Consider the following 26,368-nt stretch of genomic DNA (forward strand, 5'->3'; position numbering starts at 1 on the left):
GTACAATGCGGGCTTCGGATCTGGGTTGAACCAGCGGCCGAACCGCTCAAGAGTGGAAGCAGGGGACAACGGACAGGTCGTTCCTGTTCGACCTGAGAGTGCAGTGCTACGTGAGCACTGATGACTCCCTAGAAAGGAGGTGATCCAGCCGCACCTTCCGGTACAGCTACCTTGTTACGACTTCACCCCAATCACCGACCCCACCCTCGACGCCTGCCTCTCACAAGGAGTTAGCCTGGCGGCTTCAGGTGTTGCCGACTTTCGTGGTGTGACGGGCGGTGTGTACAAGACCCGGGAACGTATTCACCGTAGTGTGCTGACCTACGGTTACTAGCAACTCCACCTTCATGCAGGCGAGTTTCAGCCTGCAATCTGAACTGAGACCAGGTTTTTGAGCTTGGCTCCCCCTCGCGGGTTGGCATCCCTTTGTTACTGGCCATTGTAGCGTGTGTGTCGCCCAAGTCGTAAGGGCCGTGCTGACTTGACGTCATCCCCGCCTTCCTCCCGTGAGGGCAGTTCCGCCTAGAAGTTGTAATAGGCAGTAGGGGTTGCGCTCGTTGCGGGACTTAACCCAACATCTCACGACACGAGCTGACGACAGCCATGCAGCACCTGTGCAAACGTCCCGAAGGAACAGCGCATTACCGCTGGTGCATCTGCATGTCAAGACTTGGTAAGGTTCTTCGCGTTGCATCGAATTAAACCACACGCTCCGCTGCTTGTGCGGGTCCCCGTCAATTCCTTTGAGTTTTAATCTTGCGACCGTACTCCCCAGGCGGACCACTTATTGCGTTTGCGACGGCACGGAAGGGGTCGATACCTCCCACACCTAGTGGTCATCGTTTACGGCTAGGACTACCAGGGTATCTAATCCTGTTCGCTCCCCTAGCTTTCGCACCTGAGCGTCAGATGCTTCCCAGGACACTGCCTTCGCCATTGGTGTTCCTCCGGATCTCTACGCATTTCACCACTCCACCCGGAATTCCGTGTCCCTCTGAAGCCCTCAAGTCTCGCCGTTTCCAAAGACCTTTCCCAGTTGAGCCGGGAACTGTCACTCCAGACGTACGAAACCGCCTGCGTGCGCTTTACGCCCAGTAACTCCGGACAACGCTCGCCCCCTACGTATTACCGCGGCTGCTGGCACGTAGTTAGCCGGGGCTTGTTCCTTGGGTACCGTCCTTGCTCGTCCCCAAGAAAAGCAGTTTACACTCCGAAAAGCGTCCTCCTGCACGCGGCGTTGCTCGTTCAGGGTTGCCCCCATTGACGAAAATTCCTCACTGCTGCCCCCCGTAGGAGTCTGGGCCGTTCTCAATCCCAGTGTGGCTGACCATCCTCTCAGACCAGCTACCGATCGTGGCCTTGGTGAGCTCTTACCTCACCAACAAGCTAATCGGCCACAGGCCCATCCCAAGGCGCCCTTGCGAGCTTTGTTCCCGAAGAAACATATGCGGTATTGTCGGCGATTTCTCGCCGGTATTCCTCACCTCGGGGCAGGTACCCATGTGTTACTCACCCGTCCGCCACTCCCTCTCTTGCGAGAGGGCGTTCGACTTGCATGTGTTAGGCACGCCGCCAGCGTTTATCCTGAGCCAGGATCAAACTCGCCATTCAAGTGATGAATGTATCTTCCACATCACTGCTACACAGCGACGTAGTAAGCATTGTAAGTTTGCGTCCAGGCTAGAAGCACGTTGTCGTTACTTCATTGCTTTGTTCGCAGAATTGACAGGAACGGTGTTCTCCGCGATTGAGACATGCTCAACCAGCGAAGTTCCGTTGTACTTCTGCATTCCACTCTTCAGTTGTTCAGGGTGCTCTGGTTCGTTCTTCTTTTGCTGTTGAACCGCAACCCGGCAGGCCTCGTGGGCTTGCCTCTTGTGTGTCGCTCCGGCGTTTGCGGTGTCCGTGCTCGCCGTTGACTGTGTCAGTATCGCATACACTTTGCGCTTTGTCAAGTACTTTTCTGACGTCTTTTTGCGGCTGCTAAAAACTCGTTTTCAGTCGCGCAAAACCTGGTCAGAGACCCTCTCTGCATCCTGTCAGAGACAGCACAAAAAGCACGTCCATTCATCGTGTGAAGGAACGTGTGATGCAGCGGGGGAAGTACCCGTGGCGAGCCACCTTAGCGTGGCACCTGGGCATCTGCGATCCTCACCGTTCCCAGTAAGGCAGAGATGCCGGGTAAATCGGACAGGAGCACCGATCAGGCCGGTGATTGTCGCTGTTTTACCATGTGTTTGGAGTGAAGGCATTATCCCACAGCTGTTCTGTACTGTCAAACAATGCGAGAAATCGGTACTATTGGTAGGCGTATTGCGCCAAGCGTAGTATATCATGGTGCGAACATGGTTAGCCGTCACATTTAAATATAAATATGATCATACCCTGACTGCCCTAAAGCATGTTAATCGCTCGGGCCGCTACAATAACGATCAATGACATGGCGATCAGGGCCTGGACCATCATTAAGGCCTTAATACGGCGCGTCAGAGGCATCGTATCGGTGGGGCTGAGCGCAGTGGCTGTGGTAAAAGCCACGAAGAGATAATCAAGATAGTGAGGTGCCCAACTGCCATCATTTCCGCCTATTTGTTGAGGAAACTGCCAATCAACAGCCTTGTGTCCGGTCTGGTGACGCTTGATAGGCCCTCCTCCATCCACCTCCCAGTACCAGAGTGAGAAAACAAGAATGTTAAACAACCATAGCACAATGGCTGATGAGAAGAGGACCTGGGCATGCTTATCCGCTGGTAAAGTCACAATAAGCAACAAGACACCAATAGCCAGGGCCGCCGTGACCACCCCCAGCGTAAGTAATGTCAGCAGGCGAGTCGTGAAATGAGGGAGGCGCCGCCCAAACAAACGCGCAATGATCGCTGGGCATAATGCTACAATCTCAATCGCCAACAAAAGCCAGGCAGGACCCAGGCGCAATTTCGCGGGTAGGAAGAAATAAAGCACACCTAGCATCAGAGAGCCAAGGATCGCGGCCCAGCGGGGGCTACTACCATACCTTCAGGCAGATCGCGTCGCGCTGGATCTGTAAGATTGGGATTTAAGGGGCTGTTCTCTTCAGCCGAGCACATAAGCTGTCTCTCCTCTCAATATATAGCGAGTTGCCTCTCTATTGTATTCCAGGATGCAGACATGTGTGAGTATTGTCTACCTCTGATGTTACGATTTCACATCAGCAAGCGTGTACTGCTAATATTTCTGCCTTTATTTTGGTACATTCATCAAATCTGTAGAGCCCATGCAATGCATGGACCCGACAAGGAGGAAAGCTGTTATGCATGAACCTGTTACAGAGAGCCACTTGCGGCAATGCACACAAACCTGCAACTACTGCCATGCTGTCTGTGAGCAAACTTTGCACTATTGCCTCCACAAGGGAGGACGCCTCCTGCAAGGCGATTGTGTACAGGCGCTAATCGACTGCTCGCAAATCTGTCAGCTTACACAGGATCTCACGCTACGCCAGTCGCCGCTTCAGGAACATACACGCGGTCTCTGTGCTGAGGCTTGCCACCTGTGCGCCCAGACCTGTCAGCAGTTCCAGGAAGACGCCCAGATGCATGCCTGTGCCAACATGTGTCAGCAGTGCGCGACTGCATGCCAGTAAATGCTTCACACAGGCACAATTTCGCTAGTTGACACCCCCATCTTCTTCGGGAGGCTCCATGTGGAGCGTAATCGTATCTAAGCATGGAAAGCGCTGCCGCAGATCGCGCTTGACCTCTTCGGCCTGGATATGTACCTGGCTTACAGGGGCATGCGCTTGAAAAATCAGGTGGAATGTCAGGTCGAGTTGAGACATATCCTCGGGGGTTAAGTCTTCCCGCGCCCGCCCGCCTTCATCCTGAGCACAATAGAGGTGAATATCATGCGCCCGCTCCCTACCCACTTTTTCGTCTACCCGCTGGCGGATCGCGTCTACCAGTTGAGGATATGTTGACGTGACCTCATTGCGCACGGCGACATGGGTTTCTGGCGCTTCTAAATGCGTGGTCACGAGCTGTATCTGTGGTTCAGAGGCGACAATGGTCTGCTCAAAGCGTGATGCCTGAGCATGGGCCTCCTGCAGCGACAAGTCTGTGGGGACCTCCAGGTCGACATCGGCTTCCAGGTGACTACCTACGGCGCGCAGGTGAATATCATGGATATGCACGCCCTGGCTCTCCGCCAGGCGATACAGGCGTTCGGCAATTGTCTCACCCGGCGAACGCATCGGCTCTGCATGCACGACAATATCGACCTCCGCTTGCTCAGCCTGTTCATGTACAGCCTGGCTCACTGCATCCTCAACCTGCTCGCTCACCATGTGCGTCTGCTCAAAAGTCAGGGTGCGCGCGACAGCGATGGTGATCTCGATGAAATACGTGTTGCCAGCGCGACGCACACGTAAGCGACGGATTTCTAGCACCTCAGGTAGAGTTCGCACATGCCCGGTAATCGGCAAAATAAGCGCGTGCGGAGCCTTGTCCAGCAGGGCATCAAGCGTTTCCTTCGCCAGTTGCACGCTCACCCAGATGACAATAAATGAGACGACCAGGGCAGCTACCGCATCAGCCTGAGTCAGCCATGCAGGGAGATGCAACGCATTTGTGACAAGTACGATAAACAGGCCAATAATCACTACCGCCGAACTCCAGATATCGGTGCTGAAGTGTAAGGCATCAGCCTCCAGGGCCTGGCTACCCACTTTGCGGGCTACGCGTAACAGGACGCGTGAGCGTGTGAAATCAACCACAATGGAAATACCCATCACCACAAAAGCCCAGATGCTAATCTCAACATGCCCTTCGTGGTACAGCAAACGACGTACAGCCTCATAAATGATCCAGAGCGCTGTTACGAGCAATAGGACCGCCTCTAGAAACGCGGAGAGATTCTCAATCTTTTCATGCCCATAGTGATGCGACTCGTCGGCTGGACGCGAGGCGAAGCGAACGGCGAAAAACGTCATCAGCGCGGCGATCAAGTCTAGTCCAGAGTGCGCCGCCTCAGCCAGAATGCCCAGGCTACCAGTCAATAAGCCAACGGCCAATTTCAAAGCCGTCAGGCCTATGGCTGCTCCTACCGAGGAGAGTGCAACCATATTCTTCTCGTGTTGCATTGCTTGCTTCTGTTTTTGCTGCTCTTGATCCGATACTGTCACAAATTCCTCACAAGCTCATCTTCAGATGCCTGGTTCTGCTCTCGCTGACCAGATACTACCGTAAATTCCTCGCAAGCTCATCTTCAGGTACCTAGTGTCACCACAGGTGTGAAAGGGTTCTCGGCCGCCATTGTATCTGATACAGAATAGCTATGTCCATAGAAAGTGCAAAAATATAATTTTTAGTTTAATAAAAACTAAAAGCCCCATTTTGGCCCCTGCTCAAACCCTACGCCACTTGCCTGCTTAAGCTCAAACAGCTCTCAAAATTGTAAAACAGTGCAAGCGAATGCACAAGCCTGTAAAATCGATTGGGTGCAAAATTGGGTGCATCGTCCATAATGAAAAGCCGTCAGAATTGAGAAATCACTTACAAATTGTAAGTCTATCACATATTCTCTCCCTGCTCAGCTCTCCTTTTGAGCTCAGAGCCACCGTCGATATTGTCCAGTTTTGCCTATCCATATCCAGCTTTGGACAACAAATTTACTGTCAAAGTTTGCCCTTCTGAAGGCCCATTTCAAGCGGCTTCATTGGTATAACTAAAGTGAACTTTTGGGCTCAAACGCGCTCAAACGCGCTTTTGATGATGAAGGAGAGAGCTTATTATAACGCCATAGAGGTCGTGAACCTGAGCGTGGATATCACAGGTCGTCATCCCACGAGCATAGAGAGCAAGGATCTTGTCTTCGAAACCATCCAGCCGGGTCTGGTGCTTGGGAATGAGGGCTGGCCCAAAGCTGGCTTTACGGTCACGCGGGACGGCGATGGTGATCTCTCCTTGCGATCCCTTGAGCGCCTTGCGGCTGCTTCCATTGCGGTTGTTACGTGTGGTTTCACTGCGCTTGGCATGCTTGGGACAGCCCAGGTGCTCCTCCATCTCCGTTTCCAGGCAGCGCTCAATGAGGGCGCTGGTCAGTTGTTTGAGCAAGCCACCTTCGGCAAGAATTTCCTTCGGGTCGGTGCATTCTTTGAGCAGTTCATCAATGAGTTCGCGTCGAACGGTCATACGTTTTTCTTCTTCTTTCATCTTCGCGCATCCACTACCTTTGCTGTGACCACATACACAAAATATTTTATACCCTCTCTTGACGACCCAGTGTAGATGGTAAAACCGAAGCCATAGCAGAAGGGAGGAATGGATAGAGTGCAGACACTCTATTATCAACATGTATCAACTTTAATTAAAATGCAATTTACTAAACTTTGAAGCAATTACTTTGCCAAATAATTTATTTTAACTTCCCAAGTTTTAATTGCAATAATTTAAAAAATAGTATATAATATGGGGTGTCCCATAGCTCTTTTTATGAGATCTGTCCAGCGTATAAGGTGCCTCTTCACACTCACTATCGCCTTCTTCATTCATATCCTGGCGATCTTTCTTTCATACAACCTTCACAGAGAAGCACTCTAGAGAAGGAGGCCAACATGCAACTCCTCATCCCTCTGATGCTCATCCTTGTCATCTTTTTGGGGCCCTTTGGATATATGACCGTTCAATATCAGTTGGAGAGGCAAGCGCTAAAAGATGAGGTCCTCCCATAAGAGATTTGACTGATTATTCCCCCCAACTATGCTGGCAGGCAACTTCATACAAATACATGAATTGGAAGTAGATAAGCCAGGACTTCACACCAGAACTTCATACAGGAACATCGAGTTTCCTGCACGAAGAGCAATGTGAGAAGGAGTAAAGTATGATGGGTACTCAGGTATATGGTACAGAACAACAGGAGTATACTGCCGGATTCCATATGGCAGAAAAGTACGTCTTCAAATCTGAGCGAGGACTAAGTAAGAAGGTCGTTGAGCAAATTTCCGAAATGAAGGGCGAGCCTGATTGGATGCGCCAATTCCGCCTCAAGAGTCTGGCCCTCTTTGAGAAACGTCCCATGCCAACCTGGGGCGCTGATTTATCGGGAATCGATTTCGAGAACATTTACTACTATATTAAGCCGGTTGCCCAACAGGGAAAGACCTGGGATGACATTCCAGCGGAAATCAAGGAGACCTTTGATCGACTTGGTATTCCGCAGGCTGAGCAGAAGTTCCTGGCAGGTGTCACGGCGCAGTATGAGAGTGAAGCCGTGTATCACAAGATGCGGGCCGACCTTGAAAAGCTCGGTGTAATTTTTACTGATATGGATACGGCTCTGCGCGAATATCCCGACATCGTCAAAGAGCATTTCGGCACCGTTATTCCGCCGTCTGATAACAAATTTGCCTCGCTCAACAGCGCGGTGTGGAGTGGTGGCAGTTTTGTGTATGTGCCAGAGGGTGTGCGGGTGGAAATCCCTTTGCAAGCCTACTTTCGTATCAATGCTCAGAACATGGGCCAGTTCGAGCGCACGTTGATTATCGCGGCCCCCGGCTCCTATGTTCACTATGTGGAGGGATGTACCGCACCTTCCTATGCAAGCGACAGCCTGCATAGCGCCGTCGTAGAGATTAAAGTGATGGAAGGTGCGCGTGTTCGCTACACAACCATCCAAAACTGGTCGAAGAACGTCTATAATCTCGTGACAAAGCGCGCGGTGGCATACCGAGACGCGACGATGGAATGGGTCGATGGGAACCTCGGCTCGAAGGTAACGATGAAGTATCCCGCGGTCCTGTTGATGGAGCCAGGTGCTCGTGGTGATATTCTCTCAGTAGCATTCGCTAGCGACGGGATGCACCTGGATGCGGGAGCAAAGGTCACGCATCTTGCTCCGCACACGACATCGCAGATTCTCTCGAAGTCGGTCTCGAAAGGAAATGGTCGAGCTTCTTATCGTGGCCTGGTTCGCGTTAACCCGGGTGCGCACCACACCAAGTCTAGTGTGCGCTGTGATGCGCTCTTGCTCGATGAGCACGCCCGCACCGATACCTATCCGACGATTCGCGTTGAAGAGAACCAGACTGAAATCGGTCATGAGGCAACCGTCTCGAAGGTTGGTGATGATCAGCTTTTCTACCTGATGAGCCGTGGCCTCGATGAGGCAGAGGCCTATTCGTTGATCGTCAATGGCTTCATTGAGCCGATCATGAAGGAACTTCCGATGGAGTACGCGGTTGAGTTGAACCGCCTGATCCAGTTGGAGATGTCGGGAAGCGTCGGCTAAACGGCAGTAACGAGCAGGGATCACTACTCTCGTTATCCTTGCTCGTTTTTATCGAGCAGATGAAGTGAACCTGGTTCCGTAGATTATTCGCAGAAACCCAGGTTCACTTCATTAGGCTTAGTTGCTCTCCTCCACGCTCTTAACAGTTTTCTGAAGCTGAGCGCCCTGGAATGGTGAAGAAAAACGTTGCCCCTTCCCAGGTGCACTTTCTATCCAGATTCGCCCTCCTTGCTGCTTCGTGATTCCCGCCGCAAGATATAATCCCAGCCCCGCTCCAGGCGGCCGTTTCTGTTTGGTATCATCACTCACGCGATAGAAACGCTCAAAGATTCTGGTCTGCAGGTCCTGGGGGATACCCTCGCCATGATCCTGCACACTCACGGTAACCATGTCTGCATCGCCAACAACTCGCACCTCAATAGGTTCTGCCGGCGGAGAATATTTGATGGCGTTTGTCAACAGGTTACTGAGCACCTCCCCGGTGCGCACTCGATCCCCGTAGACCTCCGCGTGGGCTTCTTGCGCAAACAAAATGCTGTGGGACGGGGTTGTGCGCTCGAGCTCTTCACAGATCTCCCGTGCCAAGTCATCTATCGCAAACAACTCCAGATGTAACGACAGCTTCCCTGTTGCAATCGCCGTTGTATCCAGGAAACTATCGAGCAGGCCCGTAAGCCTGTTCAAGTGCGCATCAATCTTTCCCAGTTGGGTCGCTGATGGCTCATCTCCCGCTTTCGTCAAGCGCCGTTGAAGCATCTGTAAAGTGAGTTTTGCGCTCGCGATTGGGGTCCTGAGTTCATGGCTGGCTAGACCAAGCAGGGCATCTTTCTGCCGCTCCAACTCTTTGCGATCAGTGATATCTTCTATGGCAAGCAGAATCAGGTGACTTCTCACCGATTTGTGCTCATGCAAGACACGGCGGGCATTGAGTAGCATGACCTTGTGCCCGATAAGGGGAAAGATGTACTCCACCTCAAAGTCGTGGAAAGGCTGATTTGTGAGACACACCTGTTCTAACAGCATTCGCAGACGGGGAATATTCCACTGGGCATTCCCCAGGTCGTAGAGGAAACATCCCTCGGTTTCCCAGGGGGCGACCTTGAAGAATTGGTAGAAGGCGTCATTAGCGCGCTCAACGTGCAGATCATCAGAGAGCACCACCAGGGGTTCGCGCACCGTCTCCACAATAGCGTCAGCACGCTCCTGGACAACTTTGAGTTGCTCGTTACGTGCCTCGAGTTCCTGATTGGCGGTGGTCACCTCCTGATTGGAGGTTTCCAGTTCTTCCTGGGAGGCTTCCAGTTCTTCGTTGACGCTTTGCAGTTCTTCATTGCTGGAACGGATCTCCTCGTTGGCGGCTTGCAGTTCCTCGTTGGTAGAGTCACGCTCTTCCAGCATCTCCTGCATATCCGCCCGTGTGGTAGCCAGTTCCAGTTCCAGGGCCGCGTTGCGTCTGGCTGCGGGACCACGCTTGCTCACGCGGCCTGTCTGCTCTCCTGGCGGTGGTGTGGCAGGCATAGGAGGTGCCATATCTTCAAAGAGCACCAGGAAGTAGTGCTCGGCAGGAGGGCCTTTCAGCGGGATGACCGTCACGCGAATCTCTCTCTCCGCGCCAAAGGTGGCTACCTGCAAGCCCTCCTTCGTTACCGGGCGATTGTCCTTTCTGGCGGCATGGATGGCCATGCGCAAGCCGAGCCTCAGACCTTCGCGGGCCATTTTGAGCAGGTTCAAGCTCGTCCTGCCAGGAGCCAGCTCCAGGTAGGAGCCAGTATGCCCGCGCACTTGCAGGATCTCCATCTCCGTATTGATGATCACACTGGCCGGGACATAGCTTGCGAGCAACAAGCGATCCGCCTCTTGCTGGATATCACCGTTTGGCGTCGTCTCCTCAGGCATTCGGGGGCCTCCTTCCTGCGGATTGCTGGTTGACAATACTCCCTCGCCCGTTACGACACTGAGGGGATAGCTGGGCTTACTGGCTTCTCTGGCATAGAGTTTCTGGCGGCGCTCGACAGGAGTAAAGAGCCGTGATAGGGGATCGACGTTTTCCGAGACCCCCAGCAAGAGAAACCTATGCGGCTTCAGCGCGTAATGGAAGGTCTGGATCACCTTCTGCTGTAAAGCCGGTTCCAGATAGATGAGTACATTGCGACAACTTACCAGGTCCAATTGAGCGAATGGAGGATCTTTTATCACGTTGTGTAGCGCAAAAATACACCGCTCGCGGATCGCCTGGCTAATGCGGTAGCTCCCCTTTTCCCAGTCGACCGGGGTGAAGAATCGCTCCAAGCGCGCGGGAGAGACCGCGCTGAGTGCGGTCTCTGGATAGACGCCAGTCCTGGCCCGTTCGAGTACCCTGGAATTGATATCGGTTGCAAGAAGTTGAATGGGAGGCATTAACGAGCGCTCCTCCAGGAATTCAAGCAAGCAGATGACCAGCGAGTACACTTCTTCGCCAGTGGAGCATCCCGGGACCCAGATTCTAATGGCATCCCCTGGAGTAAGATGCTGCGCGATGTCGGGAAAGGCGTAGTGGGTGAGAGCATCAAAGGCTGCTTCGTCACGAAAAAAACTGGTGACCGAGATCAGCACATCCTGGTACAAGGCATCTATTTCGGCAGGGTGCTCGCGCAGATAGGTCGCGTACTCCGCAAAGTGTTCGATTTGTAGCACAGCCATGCGATGCAGAATGCGCCGTTTAAGTGTGCCTCGCTTGTATGTGAGAAAATCGACGCCTGTCTGTTGTCTGAGCCCCAGGAGAATAGTGGTCAGAGATTGCTCCTCTTCCTGAAGTGTCTCGACCGGTTCCGCAATCTGAGCCTGGGAGATATAGGAGTGGGAACTCAACCGGGTAAGTACGCTGGCAATGCCCTCTGGTGGCAGTACGTGGTCGACACACCCGGCAGCGATGGCATTGCGCGGCATCTGCGGGAAGGCAGCGGAGTGTTCATCCTGCGCAAAGGTGATGCCTCCTTCGGCCTTGATCTCCTGCAGGCCCATGGTGCCATCGGAGGCAGTGCCCGAGAGCAATACTCCGATTGCTTGTTGACCGCGTTCGTGTGCCAGGGAACGGAAGAACGTATCAATCAAGAAGGGCTGTCCGAGACCCGGTAGCCTGGGGGAGAACTTGAGTGTACCTTGCTCGAGTGTCAATTCGGCTTGCGGGGGGATCACGTAGACATGATCCAGCTCCAGAATCATGTCATCCTGTGCTTCGTGTACAGGCATGGGTGCGATGTGGGCAAGCAGGGAGGGCAAGAGACTAGCGCGAGTTGGATCCAGGTGCTGGATCACGACGTAGGCCATGCCCGTGGCCGCTGGCAGACCCCTGAGCAATTGGGTAAAGGCTTCCAGTCCTCCGGCGGAGGCTCCAATACCCACAACAGGGAAGCCCGGCTGTCCGGATGGTGACTCGTGGAAGGCACAATTTGTGTCAAAGGTGGTATCCATGGTGTTCTCTCTTGGGCGTCCTCTGTTTGCCTAGCACTTCTCTTTCTATCAGGATAAACCCAGTTGCACTTTTCTCTGTCTCTCCTCTCTTTTTTACTATCTTTACCAACTCCGATCCTCCCGATCCTCGCGATCAGGATATTGCGCCGGCTCATTCTTCTCTGCGCGGATCTTGGCTCGCAACATCTGGCGATCTGCCAATTCGAGGGCACATTGAGGGGGCAGGAGTTCCGTATCATTACAGGCCTCAATTGCAAGCAGTGTATAATACCGAGCGATAGAAGGCGTGGCCGGGCGAATATAGTTGAGCGCCTGTTCGGCATCTGCGCCCACAATTTGCGTTTGTTGCGCACGTCGGGCAAGTTTCTTGGCCTTTGCTACGACAGCAGCAATATCAGCCGCGCTGTAATCATTCGAGCGGGTGGCAATGATGGTGACGGCCTCATTTGTAATGCCAATAGTTTGCCCCTTTGCCTGGGCACGGACAATGCGTGCGCGTGCTTCTTCGTTAGGAAGTAAGACTGGAATGACTGCATCCATGCGACCAAAACGCAGGAGCGCCTGATCAATGAGATCTGGTCTGTTGGATGCAAAGAACGCCACCATCTTACCACGTAAGGTTTCATCGCTCATAAACTGGAGCATTTGATTGAACAGATTACGCGCCACTGGATTGCTTTCGCTGCCACGGCTCGACATATCTGACTGATCTAACTCGTCGAAAAATACCAGGACGGGAGTCAATGCACGCGCAAATTCAAAGAAGCGTTTCAGCTTATTTTCACTCTCACCGACATATTTACTCAAGATGTTTTCTGTGCGCAACATCACCGCGTTAAAGCCCACTTCTTTTGCTAGAGCTCTGACGAAATAGGTTTTCCCCGTGCCTGGAGGTCCTACGAGTAACACACCTTTGGGAACGTCATCGAGCCCACGCGTTAATGGTTCGATCAGCTCTGATCTTGCCCAACTGGTGAGATGGTCCATGCCGCCGAGGGCAGCGAAGCCCTGTTCCAGTGGTTCAATCATTTCTGCAACCTCGGAAAACTCGCTGGTGATGATGGCATCTTTCCTGGACTTGACGAGTTGACGGCTCACGCCTCCTAACCGATACGCCAAAAGTAAGATCTCCTCCAAATGGCGTAGGTTCAAGCCAGCAGTCAGATTCGCCATTTCTTCTGTGTTCACATCAAGGAGCGAAATAGGCTTATTACGCTCTTCGCGCTTTGCAAGATACCGCCGTAGGTACATCAGTCGGTCTTCACGTGTTGGCAGAGGGACATCGATTACTTTATATCCTGATCCAGAAGCACGAAGATCAGCATGCAATTCAGGGATTTTAGCCACTAAAAGAAAGATGGGATTATTGCTTTTGCCGAGCGTTGTATCCTGGCCCCAGCGCAGCAAGAGGCCCAGGATATCACGATCCGTGGGACTCATAGTGGCCTTTTCTTGCACATTGGGACAAATGAGCTCAGAAAAGTCGAGGATGACTGCCACTTTTCCCCTGGCCTTGGGAGCACGCAAGAGGGTTTCAAGAAGACGAAGCGCTTCGACCGGCCCAGGCGAGCCCCCAAAGGGACCATCTGAGCCTAAATTTGCATCCTGGCCCGGGCTATTCAAGCAAGAATTCAGTTCGTCCAGCATGGCTGTGCTATCCTTAGAAAGTGGGGCGGTAGCTCCGATTCCCTGGGAGTTGACCAGCTTCACTGCCTTGGCACGCATAGATTCCATAGTAAAGCGAAATCCACCTGCTCGATCATAACGCAAGACGATCTCCCGTTTTTCGGCGAGTGCATTTTCCAGATAACCACGTTGGGACACACCACTGACCACAAAACCATAAATATCACCGGTCAAAATAAAGCCGTGCGTAGCGCCTGCGATATATGTCTCTTTGTACTCGTTGAACCAGGCTGGCACAGGAATTTCTAGCGCGCACTGATCATCCAGCATGCCCGAGGTGGTACTACCCTCTGTCATGATTGCCTCTCTTTCTCTTTGACGTTTTTCCTCTAGCAGAGCTCAGGTCGCCTGACAAGAGGAGTGAGCACTTCTATTTTTGCTCTACACCCTCCTAACAAACTCAGGAATACAAGATGACCCGTTTTTGTTCTTTTACTCCATGCCCACTCAAGCCTTTTTGTCTTTATGAAGTTGACCCGTGTCTGTAGATGTTCTACAGACACGGGTCAACTTCATAAAAGGCGATTTGAAGCTCGCTCGAACAGGTTCGCCCCCTAAAAGGCACCTCACAGCCACCATAGTGAAAAGCAAAGGAAATCCCATGCGTATAGCCGTTTTATCATCTTGACCGGGTCGCCAAGAGGCATTAAAAGGAGTGCGCTAAGAGCCTATTGATCTCTTAGCGCACTCCTGCTAACATCCTTTCGCTTTTGAACATTAGGCGTCATACTCACCTCGTCTCATCATCTAATGATCGTCCTCGAATAAGATTTTTCCACTGGGATTCAGCTTTCTCGTCTGCTACAGGCTCTGACGTTTCATCTTTCCGCGGTTTCAACGAACGTGCCGTCATTGGGCCTGCGTCATGTTGTGGAAAACGCTCATGTCTGGCATCTTGATCGCCAAAGGCAGTACGCTCCATTGAAGCGTTCCTTCCCCCTATGGTATCATGCACTGGATCTAACTCGTGTGTGATGCCTTTCTGTCTCTTTTCTCTCTCTTCCTTTGCATGTTTTTCTTGCAGATCAAACTCTTTTTGTCGCTGCAACGCCTCATCTTGCGCTCTAACCGCATCCTGCACCTGTTGCCTTTTTTGTTGCGCTCCGGCTTGCTGGACCTCGTGCTCTCGCTTTTCCTCCTCTCGTTCAGATGCCACTCTTTTCTCTCTCTCTCGCAGATGCACTGGAGACATTTTCGGATCATCCTTCATTGCCGCCCGTTGTCTCTCCGTCGTTTCCCCTCTTGTGAATGCGCTCTCTTGGTGAAACAGGTAGTGCGACGACATTGGATCCGATGTTTCCTGAGGGGCCTCCTCTACCATTCTGGTGAAGTTCTGCATCTCCTTTTCCAGTACGGTTTGAAAATGGCTATCTATTCCCAGCCATTCTGCCATTCTCCCAACGATACCCATCGGAGGGTCATGGTGGATGAAGACATCTACTACTGTCTGCTCAGCTCCTAAAGGCGTAAACTTGATCGTACCTCTATTCTGCAACCCCTTTATCGATCTCCAGCCTACCTGCCGCTCAGGAATCCAGTTCTCATTCACAGCATCCCACTCTTGTTTTCCTGCTACCTGTACAACCCAATGACTCCGTTGAGTGTCATAGTACGTCACCTCCCGAACGGAATGCATATACTTTGGGAAATCATGAAAATGTGTAAAGAACGCATAGGCATTCTTTACTGATGTAGGTACAAGTACCGTTACATGATGCTCACCCATCATTCCCTCCCTCTCACTTTACCAACACAACAATGAGCTGCCCAAAGGAGCAGGCCCTGGTCCGTTTTGGTGCCATACGCGTGCTCTGCTACAGGGCGCATCTCTTCACACTCCAGCTTTTAGACATTTAGAGGGATATAACTCTGCTACCCTCCTTTTTTGTATAAAATGCGCATTTTATCTGGAACGTGTTGGGATTGCTCTTCATTTACCGATTGATGTTGAGAGGCTCGAAGAGGATGCCTCTCCAGCATACTCTACAATTAATTTATCTTTAGTTTATAAAAAAACAATACCATGTTTTTGAAATTTTGTCCACTATTATTAACCTAACGCGGATTTTTGTGGTTGGGAATGTCAATAGCTTTTCTGTTTGTGCTTTTAGTAATACTATATTGGCCATTGGGCATTATAGATCTTAGAGCAGATCATACTTTGTGCATGCATGCCTCTTCACACTTGCTATCTGCTCTACCTGATCGAAGGTAGAAGCAACTGCCAGGATACAACCAGGAGGAAATTATTCCACAGATGAAGTGTGAGTAGTTTTCCTGGCTAAAAAATCCGAAGTCAATGTTGTTTCTTAACAGAATCAATTGAGTAGTATATCTTACCTTCCCCCCACTTCACCAAATCGGGGCAACGCCTTTTGGAGTTGCCCCAAAAGGACCGCAGTATTGTTCTTGAACAAAGGGATAGGAATGAAGAATAATCCCTACTCTCTTTCGTTCACCGTTCATAGGTCGCCGTGAGCCATGTACGCCCGAAGATATCCCGTCCCGCTACTGTACAAGAGACCAGTCGCCAGCCTCGTTCTGTGTGACGTTTCAAGTCATGTTCATACTTCTGATACGATGAACGCAACAGGCCGGGCCTATAACTCTTTCCTTCTTGCTGTGATATGGCAGGTTGTGACATTGCTTTTTCCTTCTCACCCGTGAACAACCCGGGTCTTTTCTTCTGAACTCTACCGTTGTCGTCAAATAGATATCCTTCTAACTTCTCGCTTCATAGCTCCATTCTATCTTATTCGCTTGCCCAGGATCTGGGGGTATTCTATTTATTAGTTGAATTTTACATAAAAAGCAATGAAATCAAAATAGCATAGCTTAGATATATATTTGTATTTTTCTCAAAAATAGTGTATACTAAAAGCAGCCCATAGAGCTTTTTATGAGTCAAGCCTCTCACACCATGTCCCTCGTAACTACTAACGTTCTGAGCGTTCCTCTTTCCATTCAGCAGACATGATTGCCACAATGGTTGCGTTCGCGCTCTCGCGTTTGTGCCTCCTCTCTTCCTTCAGGCATAGGCATCTGGAGGCAAACCATACAGGATCACATGATTATGCGACTCTTCATTCTCCCCTTGCTCCTCTTCGTCCTCCTAGTGTATCTTCTCTGGTTCAGGGAAATACAGGACCGGCGCCAACGAGCCCACCAAGGGATAGCGACACCATCTCTTCGATAACACAGTTTCAAGAGTCTGCTCCAGGTTGATATGCCTTCAGCAGAAGAAGCGCTCCTCTGGTTTCTCGCAAGAAAGGTAACTCCTATGAGCACCATTCAAGAAACACATTCACCACTCAAGGTGGTGAGAGACTCACCACCGGATGCGCATCCAGAAACAGTCGTGACCGCGCAAGGCGTCTCTCCATCTGGGCAGGGCTCCTCTGCGAGAGAAGACAGTGCAAGCCAGGGCAACTTCGCAGAGACAACCATGCCGGAGAGGCATGCTCCAACGCAGTGGGTTTACCCGGCATGGCCGACATCTAAGCCCGGTCCGCCGGTCACCCCCCTTCCTCCAGGGCAGAAGCCGCACCCAAAGCGCACTGATCAGATGGTCTATGACTGCTATGACCAGGAGCGAGGAAGACCATGCGTTGCTCCTGCAACCCAGGTGATGCGGAAAACGAGAGCCAGAACGTACCGTCCTGATGACCCCTTCTTAGAGGTGATCTCTGAGGCTGAGGTAACGGAACGCTGGCGTGATGATGGCAACGCCTCCGAGACCGAGGCCATAGGACGTTGGCTCGACGATGGCGGCACATCTGATGCCGCGTTTGAGATGGGAAGCTTTTCACCTCACCACAATGTACAACGCTAACGCCATCAGGAGGCTTGTCATGAATCTTTTTGCCATGTTTGTGTATGGTGTCATCGTGGCTCTGCTAGTGTGGGTCGCGTTTTCTGCGATTCGCGTGGTGCAGCAGTATGAGCGAGGTGTAGTTTTCGTGTTGGGACGTTTAATCGGAGCAAAGGGTCCCGGGCTCATCTTCGTTCCCCCGCTCATTTCACGCGTGAGTAAGGTCGACTTGCGAATTATCACGCTGACCGTGCCCCCACAAGAGGTCATCACCCGTGATAATGTCACGATCAAGGTGACGGCGGTCCTCTACTTCTACGTCGTCGATCCCATTGCGGCTATCGTCAATGTGATGGACTTTCACCAGGCAACCACGCAGATTGGTCAAACGACCTTGCGCAACGTCCTCGGTCAATCGGAACTGGATGAGCTATTGGCGCAGCGCAACAAGGTCAACCGTGATTTGCAAACCATTATTGACGAGCAGACGGGGGGATGGGGCGTAAAAGTGACCGCAGTTGAGATCAAGGATATTGAGTTACCTGTCACGATGCAGCGTGCCATGGCCAAGCAGGCGGAGGCAGAGCGCGAGAAGCGCGCGAAGGTGATTCATGCTCAGGGAGAATTACAGGCCTCGACCCAGTTGGCTCAAGCCGCCGAAATTCTTGGCTCACAGCCTGCCGCGCTACAACTACGCTACCTGCAAACGCTGACAGAGGTCGCGGTGGAGAAGAATTCGACGATTATCTTCCCGCTGCCGATCGACCTGATTGAACCGATGTTAAAGATGACGCACCAGAAGGCGGACGTGGCAGTACGTGAGCCACCCAACGATGTTCCTCTGAAGGAGTTCTCTCTCCCGCGTTAGATGACTGCTGGAAGTTGTCGTTGTCATGGAAGCAACGCCTCTCAGGTGCTGTGATGGGTGTGCGGTGAACGTGCATGTTTTGACTCTATTGAGAACGATACAGGGGTATTGTTTCAAGCAAAGGACGAGATCATGAGAGTTGCAAAACTTCTTCTGGGAGCTACTCTTACCCCAAGAGGCCTTCTTGTAGGGCTGATTGTGGGGTTGGCCGCTAGCTTTCTTGTGAGCCGGCTGATAGATAGGGAGCAGACCAGATGAAAATACTGGTTATTGATAGTGACTGTGATTTGGTGGAAATGCTCGTAAGTTGGCTCAAAACACTTGGATATAAAGTCTATTGGGCGTATACTTGCGAGCAAGCGAAGAGTGAATGGTTGGAGCAGCAGCCAGACCTCGTCATTGTGGATCCAGTACTAAAAGGCGTCGATATCCTGGGTATGTGTGAGGATCTACGCACGAAGCATGATACGCTTGTTTTGGTGATCACAGAGGGCAAAAATGTGCAGGATGAAATACGATGTTTGGAGTCAGGGGTCGATGATTATCTCCGCAAACCGTTCTTCCCTTCACAATTACTGGCACGTATTCGGGCTGTAAGTCGACGCGCGCGTTCAACATTGGAGCTTCGCCCTTCTTCGGTGTTAACGGTCGGACCCGTGTGTATTGATTCGCTGCATAATGAAGCGAGAATTCGTGGAAAAGCTGTGCATTTGACGCCGACAGAGAGTAAGCTACTCCATCTGCTCGCTATGAATGCCAATGATGTTTGCACTGCCAATCAAATCGTAACCCATGTATGGGGATATGATGGCGATGGTGATACCTGTCTGGTCAAAGCACATATACGCCATCTCCGCCAGAAAGTGGAACTTGATCCGAGTAATCCACACTCTATTCTCACTGTGACTGGCGTTGGCTATACGTTGATACGCCCTAAAGAAGAACAACAGAAGGTGAAAGAAATTGGTCGGCCAGTGCGTGTCGGCTGAGTGTAACCTGGTGGGTCAGCTAGCAATTGAGCAACAGTAGGGAGGCAGAGATGATAGAGAATGAGGGGAGAGAAAGAAGGAAAAGAGCAATGGCTCGCTCCCAGAAATATCCCCTGCCCCCCTTGAGCGAGCCGGAAGAGCGTGAATTGCGTCTTCATATGCCCAGGATCTGGGGATATTCTATTTAGTAGTTGAACTTTTCATAAAAAAGCTATGAAATCAAAATAGCATAGCTTAGATATATATTTGTATTTTTCTCAGAAATAGTGTATACTAAAAGTAGCTCGTAGATCTTTTCTTGAGTCAAGCCTCTCACACCATGTCCCTTGTACCTATCAACGTTCTGAGCGCTCTTCTCCCCACTCAGCAGACATGATTGCTACAATGGTCGCGTTTGCGCTCTCGCGTTTGTGCTTCCTCTCCTCCTTCAGGCATAGGCATCTGGAGGCAAACCATACAGGATCACATGATTATGGAACTCTTCCTTTTCCCCTTAGCGCTCTTTGTCCTCCTGATCACTCTTCTCTGGTTCAGAGAAATACAGGACCGGCGCCAACGAGCCCACTGAGGGAAAACGACACCATCTCTTCGATGACACTGTTTCAAGAGTCCGCTCCCGGTTGACACGCCTTCAACCGAAGAAGTGCTCCTCTGGTTTCTCGCAAGAAAGGCAACTCCTATGAGCACCATTCAAGAAACACACCCGCCAGTCAAGGCGATGAGAAACGCACAACCAGATGAGCATCCAGAAACAGTCGTGATCGTTCAAGGCGTCTCTCCATCTGGGCAGGGCTCCTCTGCGAGAGAAGATAGTGCAAGCCAGGGCAACTTCGCAGAGACAACCATGCCGGAGAGACATGCTCAAACTCCGTATGTCTACCCGGCTTGGCCGACATCTAAGCCCGGTCCGCCGGTCACCCCCCTTCCTCCAGGGCAGAAACCGCACCTAAAGCGCACTGATCAGATGGTCTATGACTGCTATGACCAGGAGCGAGGAAGACCATGCGTTGCTCCTGCAACCCAGGTGATGCGGAAAACGAGAGCCAGAACGTACCGTCCTGATGACCCCTTCTTAGAGGTGATCTCTGAGGCTGAGGTAACGGAACGCTGGCGTGATGATGGCAACACATCCGAGACCGAGGCCATAGGGCGTTGGCTCGACGATGGCGGCACATCTGATACCGCGTTTGAGATGGGAAGCTTTTCACCTCGCCACAATGTACAACGCTAACACCTCTCAGGTGCTGCCACGAGTGTGCCTCGAAAGAGCCTCTTTCCGGCAGTTCCCAGGTGTGAGAAGCGAAGAAAGAAGAGCTTGCTATGGAAGAAGCAATCGTTAGAACGGCATTGGTAACGCAGAAACTCGAAGCATTTGAGCGGCTACAATCCGAATTTGAGGCAAGTCTTGGCTTCATTCAGGACGTACATGGGCAGCAGCGCTTCTCAGCCTTTCCTGTTGCTGAAACTGTCCACTATCTTCATGCCCTCTGGATCTGTGCATGTAAAGACCACCTCCTGAATGTCTCGACGCACAGCCGACGATATGAGGGGAACACGTGCTTAGGTCTCTTACAGGGTTGGCAGGAGGGAAAGACAGCTGCGGTGGTGGCATTCCTCGAGCGAAAATTGGATGGGCTCGCTTTTGCTGGTCTCACGCGCAAAATCGAGACGGCTGCAACTGTTCTTCCTCCTCATGAGGATCTGGCACAGCGCCTTGCCCATGGTCGTCTCGTCTTGCTGAATCGGAGAATGAACTTGCTGCGAGCCTTAGACGCCATTTTCGCGCTGTCAGAGCATGATTTGTTGCAGGAAGTGCATGCTGCCAGTGTGTACTATGGGCATACCCCTCAGCAAATTGAGCAACAACGCGCCGAACAAGACGATGTTCGTTCCTCTTCTGTCCTCCATCCGCTCCTGGCACAACGGAACATGGTGGTGATGAATACAATTGGTACCCATGTCATAACGCAGCAAGTCGCTGGAGGAAGAGCGCGTTTTTGGAGGGCTGTAACACCAACGGACCCTTCGCGTCCCTTTGCTGAGTATCTTATGAGAACATATCAGGAACAGACGTCACGCTCGCAGAACGTCCAGGTGCAGGGAGATCTCCTTGCGCAAGCCCACGATGCTATCATCATCCATAGCCCAGACGACCGTATCCTCGTCTGGAACCAGGGGGCAACTGCGCTCTATGGATGGACCGAGCAGGAAGCTATTGGGAAGGATATCCACACCCTTTTGCAGACCTGCTTTTACGCGTCGCGTGAGGCGGTCGCTCTCGTCCTGGCCACACGTGGACACTGGCAAGGGCAACTCACCCAGACATCGCACGATGGGAAACGCTTGATCGTGGAGAGTCGCCAGATCTTCGTGCCTGCGAAGGCTGGTCAAGCAGCGGTCATCGTGGAGATGAATCAGGATGTTACCGAGCGGGAACAGTTCCTGCAAGAACAAGCCGAAGCGAAGGCACGTGAGTTAGCCTTGCAGGAAACAGCACGCCAGATGGATGCGTTTCTTGGTATCGCCAGCCATGAACTCAAAACACCATTAACCTCCATGAAAGGGAATCTTCAACTCGCACAACTCCAACTCACACACCTTCAACAACCGGAAACAACGTTCGACGAGACCATGGCCCAGGCCCTTACCACGGTTCGGAGCTTGCTTGATCGTGTCGAGCGCCAGATCAAGAGGCAAAATCGATTGGTCAATGATCTTCTTGATATCTCGCGTATCCAGACGAACCAATTCACCCTGCAGCGTACCCGGTGCGACCTGGTCAGGATTGTTTGCGAGGTGGTTGAAGATCAGCGCATCCTTGCCCCTACGCGTACGATTCGCTGGCATACCCTGGTTTCCCAGGCAGAGGTATGGGCCGACGCAGACCGTGTTGGACAGGTGGTCAACAACTATCTCTCCAATGCGCTCAAGTACTCTGAAGCCGGCACGCCGATAGATGTTCGCTTGGAGCAGGAAGAAACAATGGTACGCGTATCAGTGCATAATCAGGGGCCAGGTCTCTCTGAAACACAACAGCAGCAGGTCTGGAAAAAATTTTATCGGATAGGAGAGATGGAAGCGAAAAGTGGATCAGGGATGGGCCTGGGCTTAGGTCTCTATATCAGCCAAACACTTATTGAGCGCCATGATGGGCGAATAGGCGTCGAAAGCACTCCTGGAGAGGGATCAACGTTCTGGTTTACGCTTCCGTTCGCTCCTTTAGAACACATATAACGAAGGGAGAAGATGATGATAATGACTACCCCATTTTCTGAACAGCAGAGCGAACAATGGCTTCTTGAAAGGACATATCACGCCCAATTGCGCGATGGTCGGGAGCTTTCTGTTCCTGACTTCACATGGGCCATGAAGCAGCTCACTGATGTCGATATTCCTCTTTCGTCGCAGTCCTGGAAATCAAAGCTACCAGAGCAGTTGTCTGCCAAGAAGTGTACCAACGTTTCCATCCCCATCTCCACCTGGATGGAAATCTCACCAGAAGAAGCAGGTACCAGCTACCAAGAAGGATGCCCTGTTCTACTCTATGGCGAGCATCGGTGGGAGCATTTGAAAGCAACCTCTGAGACATGGAGGCCAAATAGAAACGTGTACACTCTCATTTATGGAAACGCCAAAGTAATGCCGGAGGTCGTCTCTGGGGTTGAATATGCCGTCTGCTCTCTCGACCCCAAACGAGGCCATGCTGCCAATGCTTCCTGGAGAGCCTGGTTCTCTTCGGACGTTGCCACGCTTCTCAATGGCAGCACGCACCGTAATATGCTCTTCCTTCGCCCTTGTATGCAGTTTCCTTATACGACCTATTACACCGTGATTGCTGCTGATGGGCAAGTCCATGAGTATTCAGACAGGGCCAGGGCAATACAGGGCTTTGCTCTCCTGGCATCGCAGGAGGCGCATGACCGGAGTGATCTCCACAGCATCTTCCCCCAATTCTGCTACTATCATGAGGTCAAATGTCCAAGTGGCATCTACCACATCGAATTTTTCGGGCCTCGAATGAATGAGCAGGGATACAATGTCCAGAAGGGATGAGTTTCCGCAGAATGAACAGCTCTTCCCAAAGAGCACGACATGCTAGCGGCAATGCTACGCTCTCTATTGGTGTCCCCTATGCCCTGGAACGCAGGAAGCATTCCATCCGAGAATCGAGGACAATTCCCATGCACCAGACACTCTCTCCCTCGCATATGTCACCACTGGTGTCTTCCTCCCAGGAGACACCACAGGGAACGTATGCTGAATTAAAACACGTATTGAAGCAACGAGGGTTGCTGGAGAAGCAGCCAACGTACTACATCTACCGGATTGCACTGCTCTGCGCTATGCTTGGACTTGGTGTGCTCTTCCTCCTCTTTGTCCACGTCTGGTGGCTTCAACTACTCAATGCCACCTATCTGGCCTTTGTCTGGACGCAGATTGGCTTACTGAGCCATGAAGCTGGACATCGGCAGATGTTTCATCACGCCTGGCAACATGACCTCGTGAGCCTCATCGGGGGAAATTTGCTGATTGGCATGAGTTATGGGTGGTGGCTTGAGAAGCATAATGCACACCATAGCCATCCCAATCAAGTAGACACCGATCCCGACCTTGCGATCCCTCTCCTCGATTTTACTGGCACAGCCGACCTTGCTAAGATAGGGAGGGTCAGGCAACTACTCGTGAAATATCAGGCATGGCTCTTCCTTCCCGCATTGCTGACGGTCGCTCTAGGACTTCAGTATAATAGTTTTACCTTCCTATTGCACAAGAAGGCGAGGTATTATGCGCTCGAATGGGTTCTGATGCTTGCACACGTTGTGGTGTACCTGGCCTGCGCGTTCATACTGCTCCCGTTCTGGCCGGCCTTTCTTTTTGTGGTGATGCATCAGGCTCTCACCGGGCTTTATCTCGGAGCGATTTTCGCGCCCAATCATAAAGGGATGCCAGTGCTTGAGAAAGAGAGTGTCATGGATTTCCTGCACCGGCAGGTGCTGACAGCTCGCAATATCCATGCCCATCCCGTGACCGATTTTTGCTATGGGGGCTTAAATTATCAGATTGAGCATCATTTATTCCCAAGTATGGCTCGTAACCAGTTGAAGGCAGCCCAACCTATTGTCAAGGAATTTTGTCAGGCATATGCCATTGCCTATCATGAGACAAGTGTCTGGCAATCCTTGACAGAGATCTTGAGCCATTTACATCAAATTGGTGCTCCGCTGCGACGGATAACGGTTTAAGAGCAAAGGAAGCCAGGACGAAGCTGATGCCGGTGAACGCTGGGGATACCTCGTCCAAGATCGCCCCAGACGCTTCATCGCCGCCTGAGCCACTGGACGCATCGGCGACAATCTCGTCGAGCGAGCGGTCACCCTCACCGTAGCACGCAGGCCCATCCGTTGAACTGGTGTCGCGATGGCTGGTCGGCTCCTTGCTCAGAAATAGGATATACTTAAAGGAGTTCATACAACTTCGCATGGACTCCCCTCCAACCAAATCTCTACAACAACTGGATCTCATAACCTCTCCTTTCATCAGCAACATCTGCCGTTTGAGATGGTCTCGTTCTCTCTAGTGCATTTCTTCTTTCCCTATGTCAGCCTCAGAAATATGTAATCGATGCAATAAGTAGAACCGCAGGTGAAGTATATGGTCAATCAATCCCCTCTTGAGCGTCTCGCGGAAGGCAAAACACTTTGGAATGCATGGCGACACGATTATGCTGAAATACAGGCATTCGAGCCAGAGCTTCATGGCGTTGATCTCTACAAAGCAGATCTCACGGGATTCGATCTCCACGAAGTCGATCTGACTGAAGCCGATCTACGTGAAGCAAACTTACGAGGGGCGGACCTCCACGGAGCGGACCTGCGCCATGCTGATCTCAGAGGAGCCGATCTCAGCAACGCGAATCTCATGAAGACACGTATGTATGGGGTAGACGCACGCGGTGCTCTCTTCCATAACGCAAACCTGATGAGCGCTGACCTCAACAATACGGATCTGCGCGGCGTGGATTTCTCTGGAGCCATCCTCGGCAAAGCGAGTTTTCACAAAGCGAATATGGCTGGAGTCGACCTTCGTGAGGCCAACCTTGACAAAGTGGACCTACGAGACGCAAACCTCGACAGAGCTATCTTTCGCAAACCACTCCCTGAGCAGGCACCCTTACCAGACGGTGAGCGTGGAAAAAGAGGCCTCAAAACCTCGCTGAAAGCAGAAAAAAGCAGATCAAGACACGCCATCATTCAGAACGACTCTGAGGCATATCGACAGAAAACCCCTCAAAATTCCGGTGTTTGGTGTTGACTCACTTTGGCAGAGACTGGAAAGAGGCGATTCTATCGCGATACTCTGTAGAGTCTGATACCGTTGGAAACAGAGAAGTTGTGTCAGAAGGATTCCCTCCTCTTGATGAAGGTAAGCGTATAGACCTCACGACAGAGAGGTGTAAATCCCGGGATTCTGCGGGAAAAATTGGTATAATTCTGCGGGCCGTTCCCTGCTGAAAGTCCGTGTTTTCAGACTGCTTGCCCACCCAGATAGCTCTACCAATTTCTCCCGCAGAATCCTGGGATTTACATGAGGCTATAACTGATTTTTTAACGCGTTTTACGAAGAACGTGAAAGATCAAACAGAGAAGATAGAGAAGGATTTTGATAAATGATAAAGAGCACCACACTTAGAACATTGATACTCTTGCAAGACTCGGTTGTCTCTGTAACTTTTTTATTTCACTCCATCTCTGCCTCAGCTCTCCAATGTAACGTAAATCCTGAAAAACATCGGGTTATCAGTGACTGAGTGGTGTTAGCTGTATCTGCTTCGCAAGCCCGTAGGCGGTCGGGAGATCACTGTCGCTCTCGACAAATACACGACCCATAACGAGCACCGAATTGTTCGGCGAAGAAATCTGTGTCATTCCCTGCGACACGGTTCCTTTCCAGCCCGGCACGCTAATGAGGTAATTCGCCAGCCTCGGTTCCCGTGGTGCGTTTGCCGACGTAGGCAAAATCAGTGCCATCCGACGGATCTCAGTGAACTGCACGCTGTAGTAACGGCCCGCCATGTCTGGCACGTGCAAAACTTGCGGCCCTTTGGAGAGGTCGAGCCAGCCGCCGATGTAGAGCACGTCGTGGGTCCCTGTTGCTAATAAGCTGGAGTTTGACGCCGAGGGCGAAGCGAGATTGGGCACTGCGTAAAGCGTATTGACGGGGATTGGGTCGCCGCCGAGCCCATGCTGAACTATCGCTCTTTTGATAGTGGTTTAAGGCCGCTCCTGCGGCTGATCCGTC

General features: G+C 51.7%; 18 protein-coding genes, 1 rRNA gene and 1 pseudogene. 10 read left to right on the forward strand and 10 right to left on the reverse strand.

Features of this window, described 5'->3' with window-relative positions:
• Nucleotides 1–132 precede the first annotated feature (132 nt).
• From JMJ04_RS36810 to JMJ04_RS36820, 3 genes are all read right to left on the reverse strand, one after another.
• Nucleotides 133–1,611: ribosomal RNA gene (locus JMJ04_RS36810) — 16S ribosomal RNA — on the reverse strand.
• An 86-nt stretch (nt 1,612–1,697) separates the two neighbouring features.
• Entirely contained in the window at nt 1,698–1,955 is a 258-nt protein-coding gene (locus JMJ04_RS36815) for a hypothetical protein (protein WP_201375337.1), read from the reverse strand.
• A 439-nt stretch (nt 1,956–2,394) separates the two neighbouring features.
• Complete coding sequence (locus tag JMJ04_RS36820) at nt 2,395–2,961, reverse strand: DUF1345 domain-containing protein (protein WP_201375338.1); 567 nt, start codon at nt 2,959–2,961, stop codon at nt 2,395–2,397.
• Between the two features lie 328 nt (nt 2,962–3,289).
• Between JMJ04_RS36820 and JMJ04_RS36825 the strand changes: the two genes are divergently transcribed.
• Nucleotides 3,290–3,622 carry a four-helix bundle copper-binding protein gene (locus JMJ04_RS36825; RefSeq protein WP_201375339.1) on the forward strand — a complete coding sequence of 111 codons (333 nt, stop codon included), beginning with the start codon at nt 3,290–3,292 and terminating at the stop codon, nt 3,620–3,622.
• A 24-nt stretch (nt 3,623–3,646) separates the two neighbouring features.
• Here JMJ04_RS36825 and JMJ04_RS36830 read toward each other — a convergent pair whose 3' ends face one another.
• Nucleotides 3,647–5,158 carry a cation diffusion facilitator family transporter gene (locus tag JMJ04_RS36830; protein ID WP_201375340.1) on the reverse strand — a complete coding sequence of 504 codons (1,512 nt, stop codon included), beginning with the start codon at nt 5,156–5,158 and terminating at the stop codon, nt 3,647–3,649.
• A gap of 598 nt (nt 5,159–5,756) precedes the next feature.
• Nucleotides 5,757–6,167, reverse strand: a pseudogene (locus JMJ04_RS36835) (transposase); the annotation flags it as partial.
• Between the two features lie 691 nt (nt 6,168–6,858).
• On the opposite strand from JMJ04_RS36835, the gene sufB reads away from it, so the two are divergent.
• On the forward strand, nt 6,859–8,265 hold the full coding sequence (gene sufB / locus JMJ04_RS36840; protein WP_307811800.1) for a Fe-S cluster assembly protein SufB: 1,407 nt from the start codon (nt 6,859–6,861) through the stop codon (nt 8,263–8,265).
• Between the two features lie 117 nt (nt 8,266–8,382).
• On the opposite strand, the gene JMJ04_RS36845 is transcribed toward sufB, so the two are convergent.
• The 4 genes from JMJ04_RS36845 to JMJ04_RS36860 all read right to left on the reverse strand — a co-directional run bounded on the left by JMJ04_RS36845 (nt 8,383) and on the right by JMJ04_RS36860 (nt 16,045).
• Complete coding sequence (locus tag JMJ04_RS36845) at nt 8,383–11,715, reverse strand: chemotaxis protein CheB (RefSeq protein ID WP_201375342.1); 3,333 nt, start codon at nt 11,713–11,715, stop codon at nt 8,383–8,385.
• Between the two features lie 102 nt (nt 11,716–11,817).
• Nucleotides 11,818–13,698: an ATP-binding protein gene (locus JMJ04_RS36850; protein ID WP_201375343.1), complete on the reverse strand. Its 1,881-nt coding sequence runs from the start codon at nt 13,696–13,698 to the stop codon at nt 11,818–11,820.
• A 433-nt stretch (nt 13,699–14,131) separates the two neighbouring features.
• The gene (locus JMJ04_RS36855; RefSeq protein WP_201375344.1) at nt 14,132–15,130 is read right to left on the reverse strand and encodes an SRPBCC family protein; all 999 of its coding nucleotides are present in this window, start codon (nt 15,128–15,130) and stop codon (nt 14,132–14,134) included.
• A 726-nt stretch (nt 15,131–15,856) separates the two neighbouring features.
• Complete coding sequence (locus tag JMJ04_RS36860) at nt 15,857–16,045, reverse strand: hypothetical protein (RefSeq protein ID WP_201375345.1); 189 nt, start codon at nt 16,043–16,045, stop codon at nt 15,857–15,859.
• A 636-nt stretch (nt 16,046–16,681) separates the two neighbouring features.
• Here JMJ04_RS36860 and JMJ04_RS36865 point away from each other — a divergent pair.
• The 8 genes from JMJ04_RS36865 to JMJ04_RS36900 all read left to right on the forward strand — a co-directional run bounded on the left by JMJ04_RS36865 (nt 16,682) and on the right by JMJ04_RS36900 (nt 25,381).
• The gene (locus tag JMJ04_RS36865) at nt 16,682–17,233 is read left to right on the forward strand and encodes a hypothetical protein (protein ID WP_201375346.1); all 552 of its coding nucleotides are present in this window, start codon (nt 16,682–16,684) and stop codon (nt 17,231–17,233) included.
• Nucleotides 17,234–17,252: 19 nt separating this feature from the next.
• Complete coding sequence (locus tag JMJ04_RS36870; RefSeq protein WP_201375347.1) at nt 17,253–18,080, forward strand: slipin family protein; 828 nt, start codon at nt 17,253–17,255, stop codon at nt 18,078–18,080.
• 254 nt (nt 18,081–18,334) lie between these two features.
• Nucleotides 18,335–19,069, forward strand: a complete 735-nt coding sequence (locus JMJ04_RS36875; RefSeq protein ID WP_201375348.1) for a response regulator transcription factor — start codon at nt 18,335–18,337, stop codon at nt 19,067–19,069.
• A 679-nt stretch (nt 19,070–19,748) separates the two neighbouring features.
• On the forward strand, nt 19,749–20,300 hold the full coding sequence (locus JMJ04_RS36880) for a hypothetical protein (RefSeq protein WP_201375349.1): 552 nt from the start codon (nt 19,749–19,751) through the stop codon (nt 20,298–20,300).
• Between the two features lie 89 nt (nt 20,301–20,389).
• Nucleotides 20,390–22,303 carry a PAS domain-containing sensor histidine kinase gene (locus tag JMJ04_RS36885; RefSeq protein WP_201375350.1) on the forward strand — a complete coding sequence of 638 codons (1,914 nt, stop codon included), beginning with the start codon at nt 20,390–20,392 and terminating at the stop codon, nt 22,301–22,303.
• Between the two features lie 21 nt (nt 22,304–22,324).
• Nucleotides 22,325–23,122, forward strand: a complete 798-nt coding sequence (locus tag JMJ04_RS36890) for a hypothetical protein (RefSeq protein ID WP_201375351.1) — start codon at nt 22,325–22,327, stop codon at nt 23,120–23,122.
• 128 nt (nt 23,123–23,250) lie between these two features.
• The gene (locus JMJ04_RS36895; RefSeq protein WP_201375352.1) at nt 23,251–24,312 is read left to right on the forward strand and encodes a fatty acid desaturase family protein; all 1,062 of its coding nucleotides are present in this window, start codon (nt 23,251–23,253) and stop codon (nt 24,310–24,312) included.
• Between the two features lie 409 nt (nt 24,313–24,721).
• Entirely contained in the window at nt 24,722–25,381 is a 660-nt protein-coding gene (locus JMJ04_RS36900) for a pentapeptide repeat-containing protein (RefSeq protein ID WP_201375353.1), read from the forward strand.
• Between the two features lie 485 nt (nt 25,382–25,866).
• Here JMJ04_RS36900 and JMJ04_RS36905 read toward each other — a convergent pair whose 3' ends face one another.
• Nucleotides 25,867–26,334, reverse strand: coding sequence for a DUF1254 domain-containing protein (locus JMJ04_RS36905; RefSeq protein ID WP_307811806.1), 468 nt, complete (start codon nt 26,332–26,334; stop codon nt 25,867–25,869).
• Nucleotides 26,335–26,368 lie beyond the last annotated feature (34 nt).

Origin of the sequence: Ktedonobacter robiniae (genome assembly GCF_016587375.1) — a bacterium.
In the GTDB taxonomy this organism is placed as follows: Bacteria; Chloroflexota; Ktedonobacteria; order Ktedonobacterales; family Ktedonobacteraceae; genus Ktedonobacter; species Ktedonobacter robiniae.

Bases quoted from the DNA above. Each gene is read 5' to 3' on its own strand.
- JMJ04_RS36825 (WP_201375339.1), top strand. From the start codon at position 3,290: ATGCATGAACCTGTTACAGAGAGCCACTTGCGGCAATGCACACAAACC.
- sufB (WP_307811800.1), top strand. From the start codon at position 6,859: ATGATGGGTACTCAGGTATATGGTACAGAACAACAGGAGTATACTGCC.
- JMJ04_RS36845 (WP_201375342.1), bottom strand. From the start codon at position 11,715: ATGGATACCACCTTTGACACAAATTGTGCCTTCCACGAGTCACCATCC.
- JMJ04_RS36850 (WP_201375343.1), bottom strand. From the start codon at position 13,698: ATGACAGAGGGTAGTACCACCTCGGGCATGCTGGATGATCAGTGCGCG.
- JMJ04_RS36855 (WP_201375344.1), bottom strand. From the start codon at position 15,130: ATGATGGGTGAGCATCATGTAACGGTACTTGTACCTACATCAGTAAAG.
- JMJ04_RS36860 (WP_201375345.1), bottom strand. From the start codon at position 16,045: ATGTCACAACCTGCCATATCACAGCAAGAAGGAAAGAGTTATAGGCCC.
- JMJ04_RS36865 (WP_201375346.1), top strand. From the start codon at position 16,682: ATGAGCACCATTCAAGAAACACATTCACCACTCAAGGTGGTGAGAGAC.
- JMJ04_RS36870 (WP_201375347.1), top strand. From the start codon at position 17,253: ATGAATCTTTTTGCCATGTTTGTGTATGGTGTCATCGTGGCTCTGCTA.
- JMJ04_RS36875 (WP_201375348.1), top strand. From the start codon at position 18,335: ATGAAAATACTGGTTATTGATAGTGACTGTGATTTGGTGGAAATGCTC.
- JMJ04_RS36880 (WP_201375349.1), top strand. From the start codon at position 19,749: ATGAGCACCATTCAAGAAACACACCCGCCAGTCAAGGCGATGAGAAAC.
- JMJ04_RS36885 (WP_201375350.1), top strand. From the start codon at position 20,390: ATGGAAGAAGCAATCGTTAGAACGGCATTGGTAACGCAGAAACTCGAA.
- JMJ04_RS36890 (WP_201375351.1), top strand. From the start codon at position 22,325: ATGACTACCCCATTTTCTGAACAGCAGAGCGAACAATGGCTTCTTGAA.
- JMJ04_RS36895 (WP_201375352.1), top strand. From the start codon at position 23,251: ATGCACCAGACACTCTCTCCCTCGCATATGTCACCACTGGTGTCTTCC.
- JMJ04_RS36900 (WP_201375353.1), top strand. From the start codon at position 24,722: ATGGTCAATCAATCCCCTCTTGAGCGTCTCGCGGAAGGCAAAACACTT.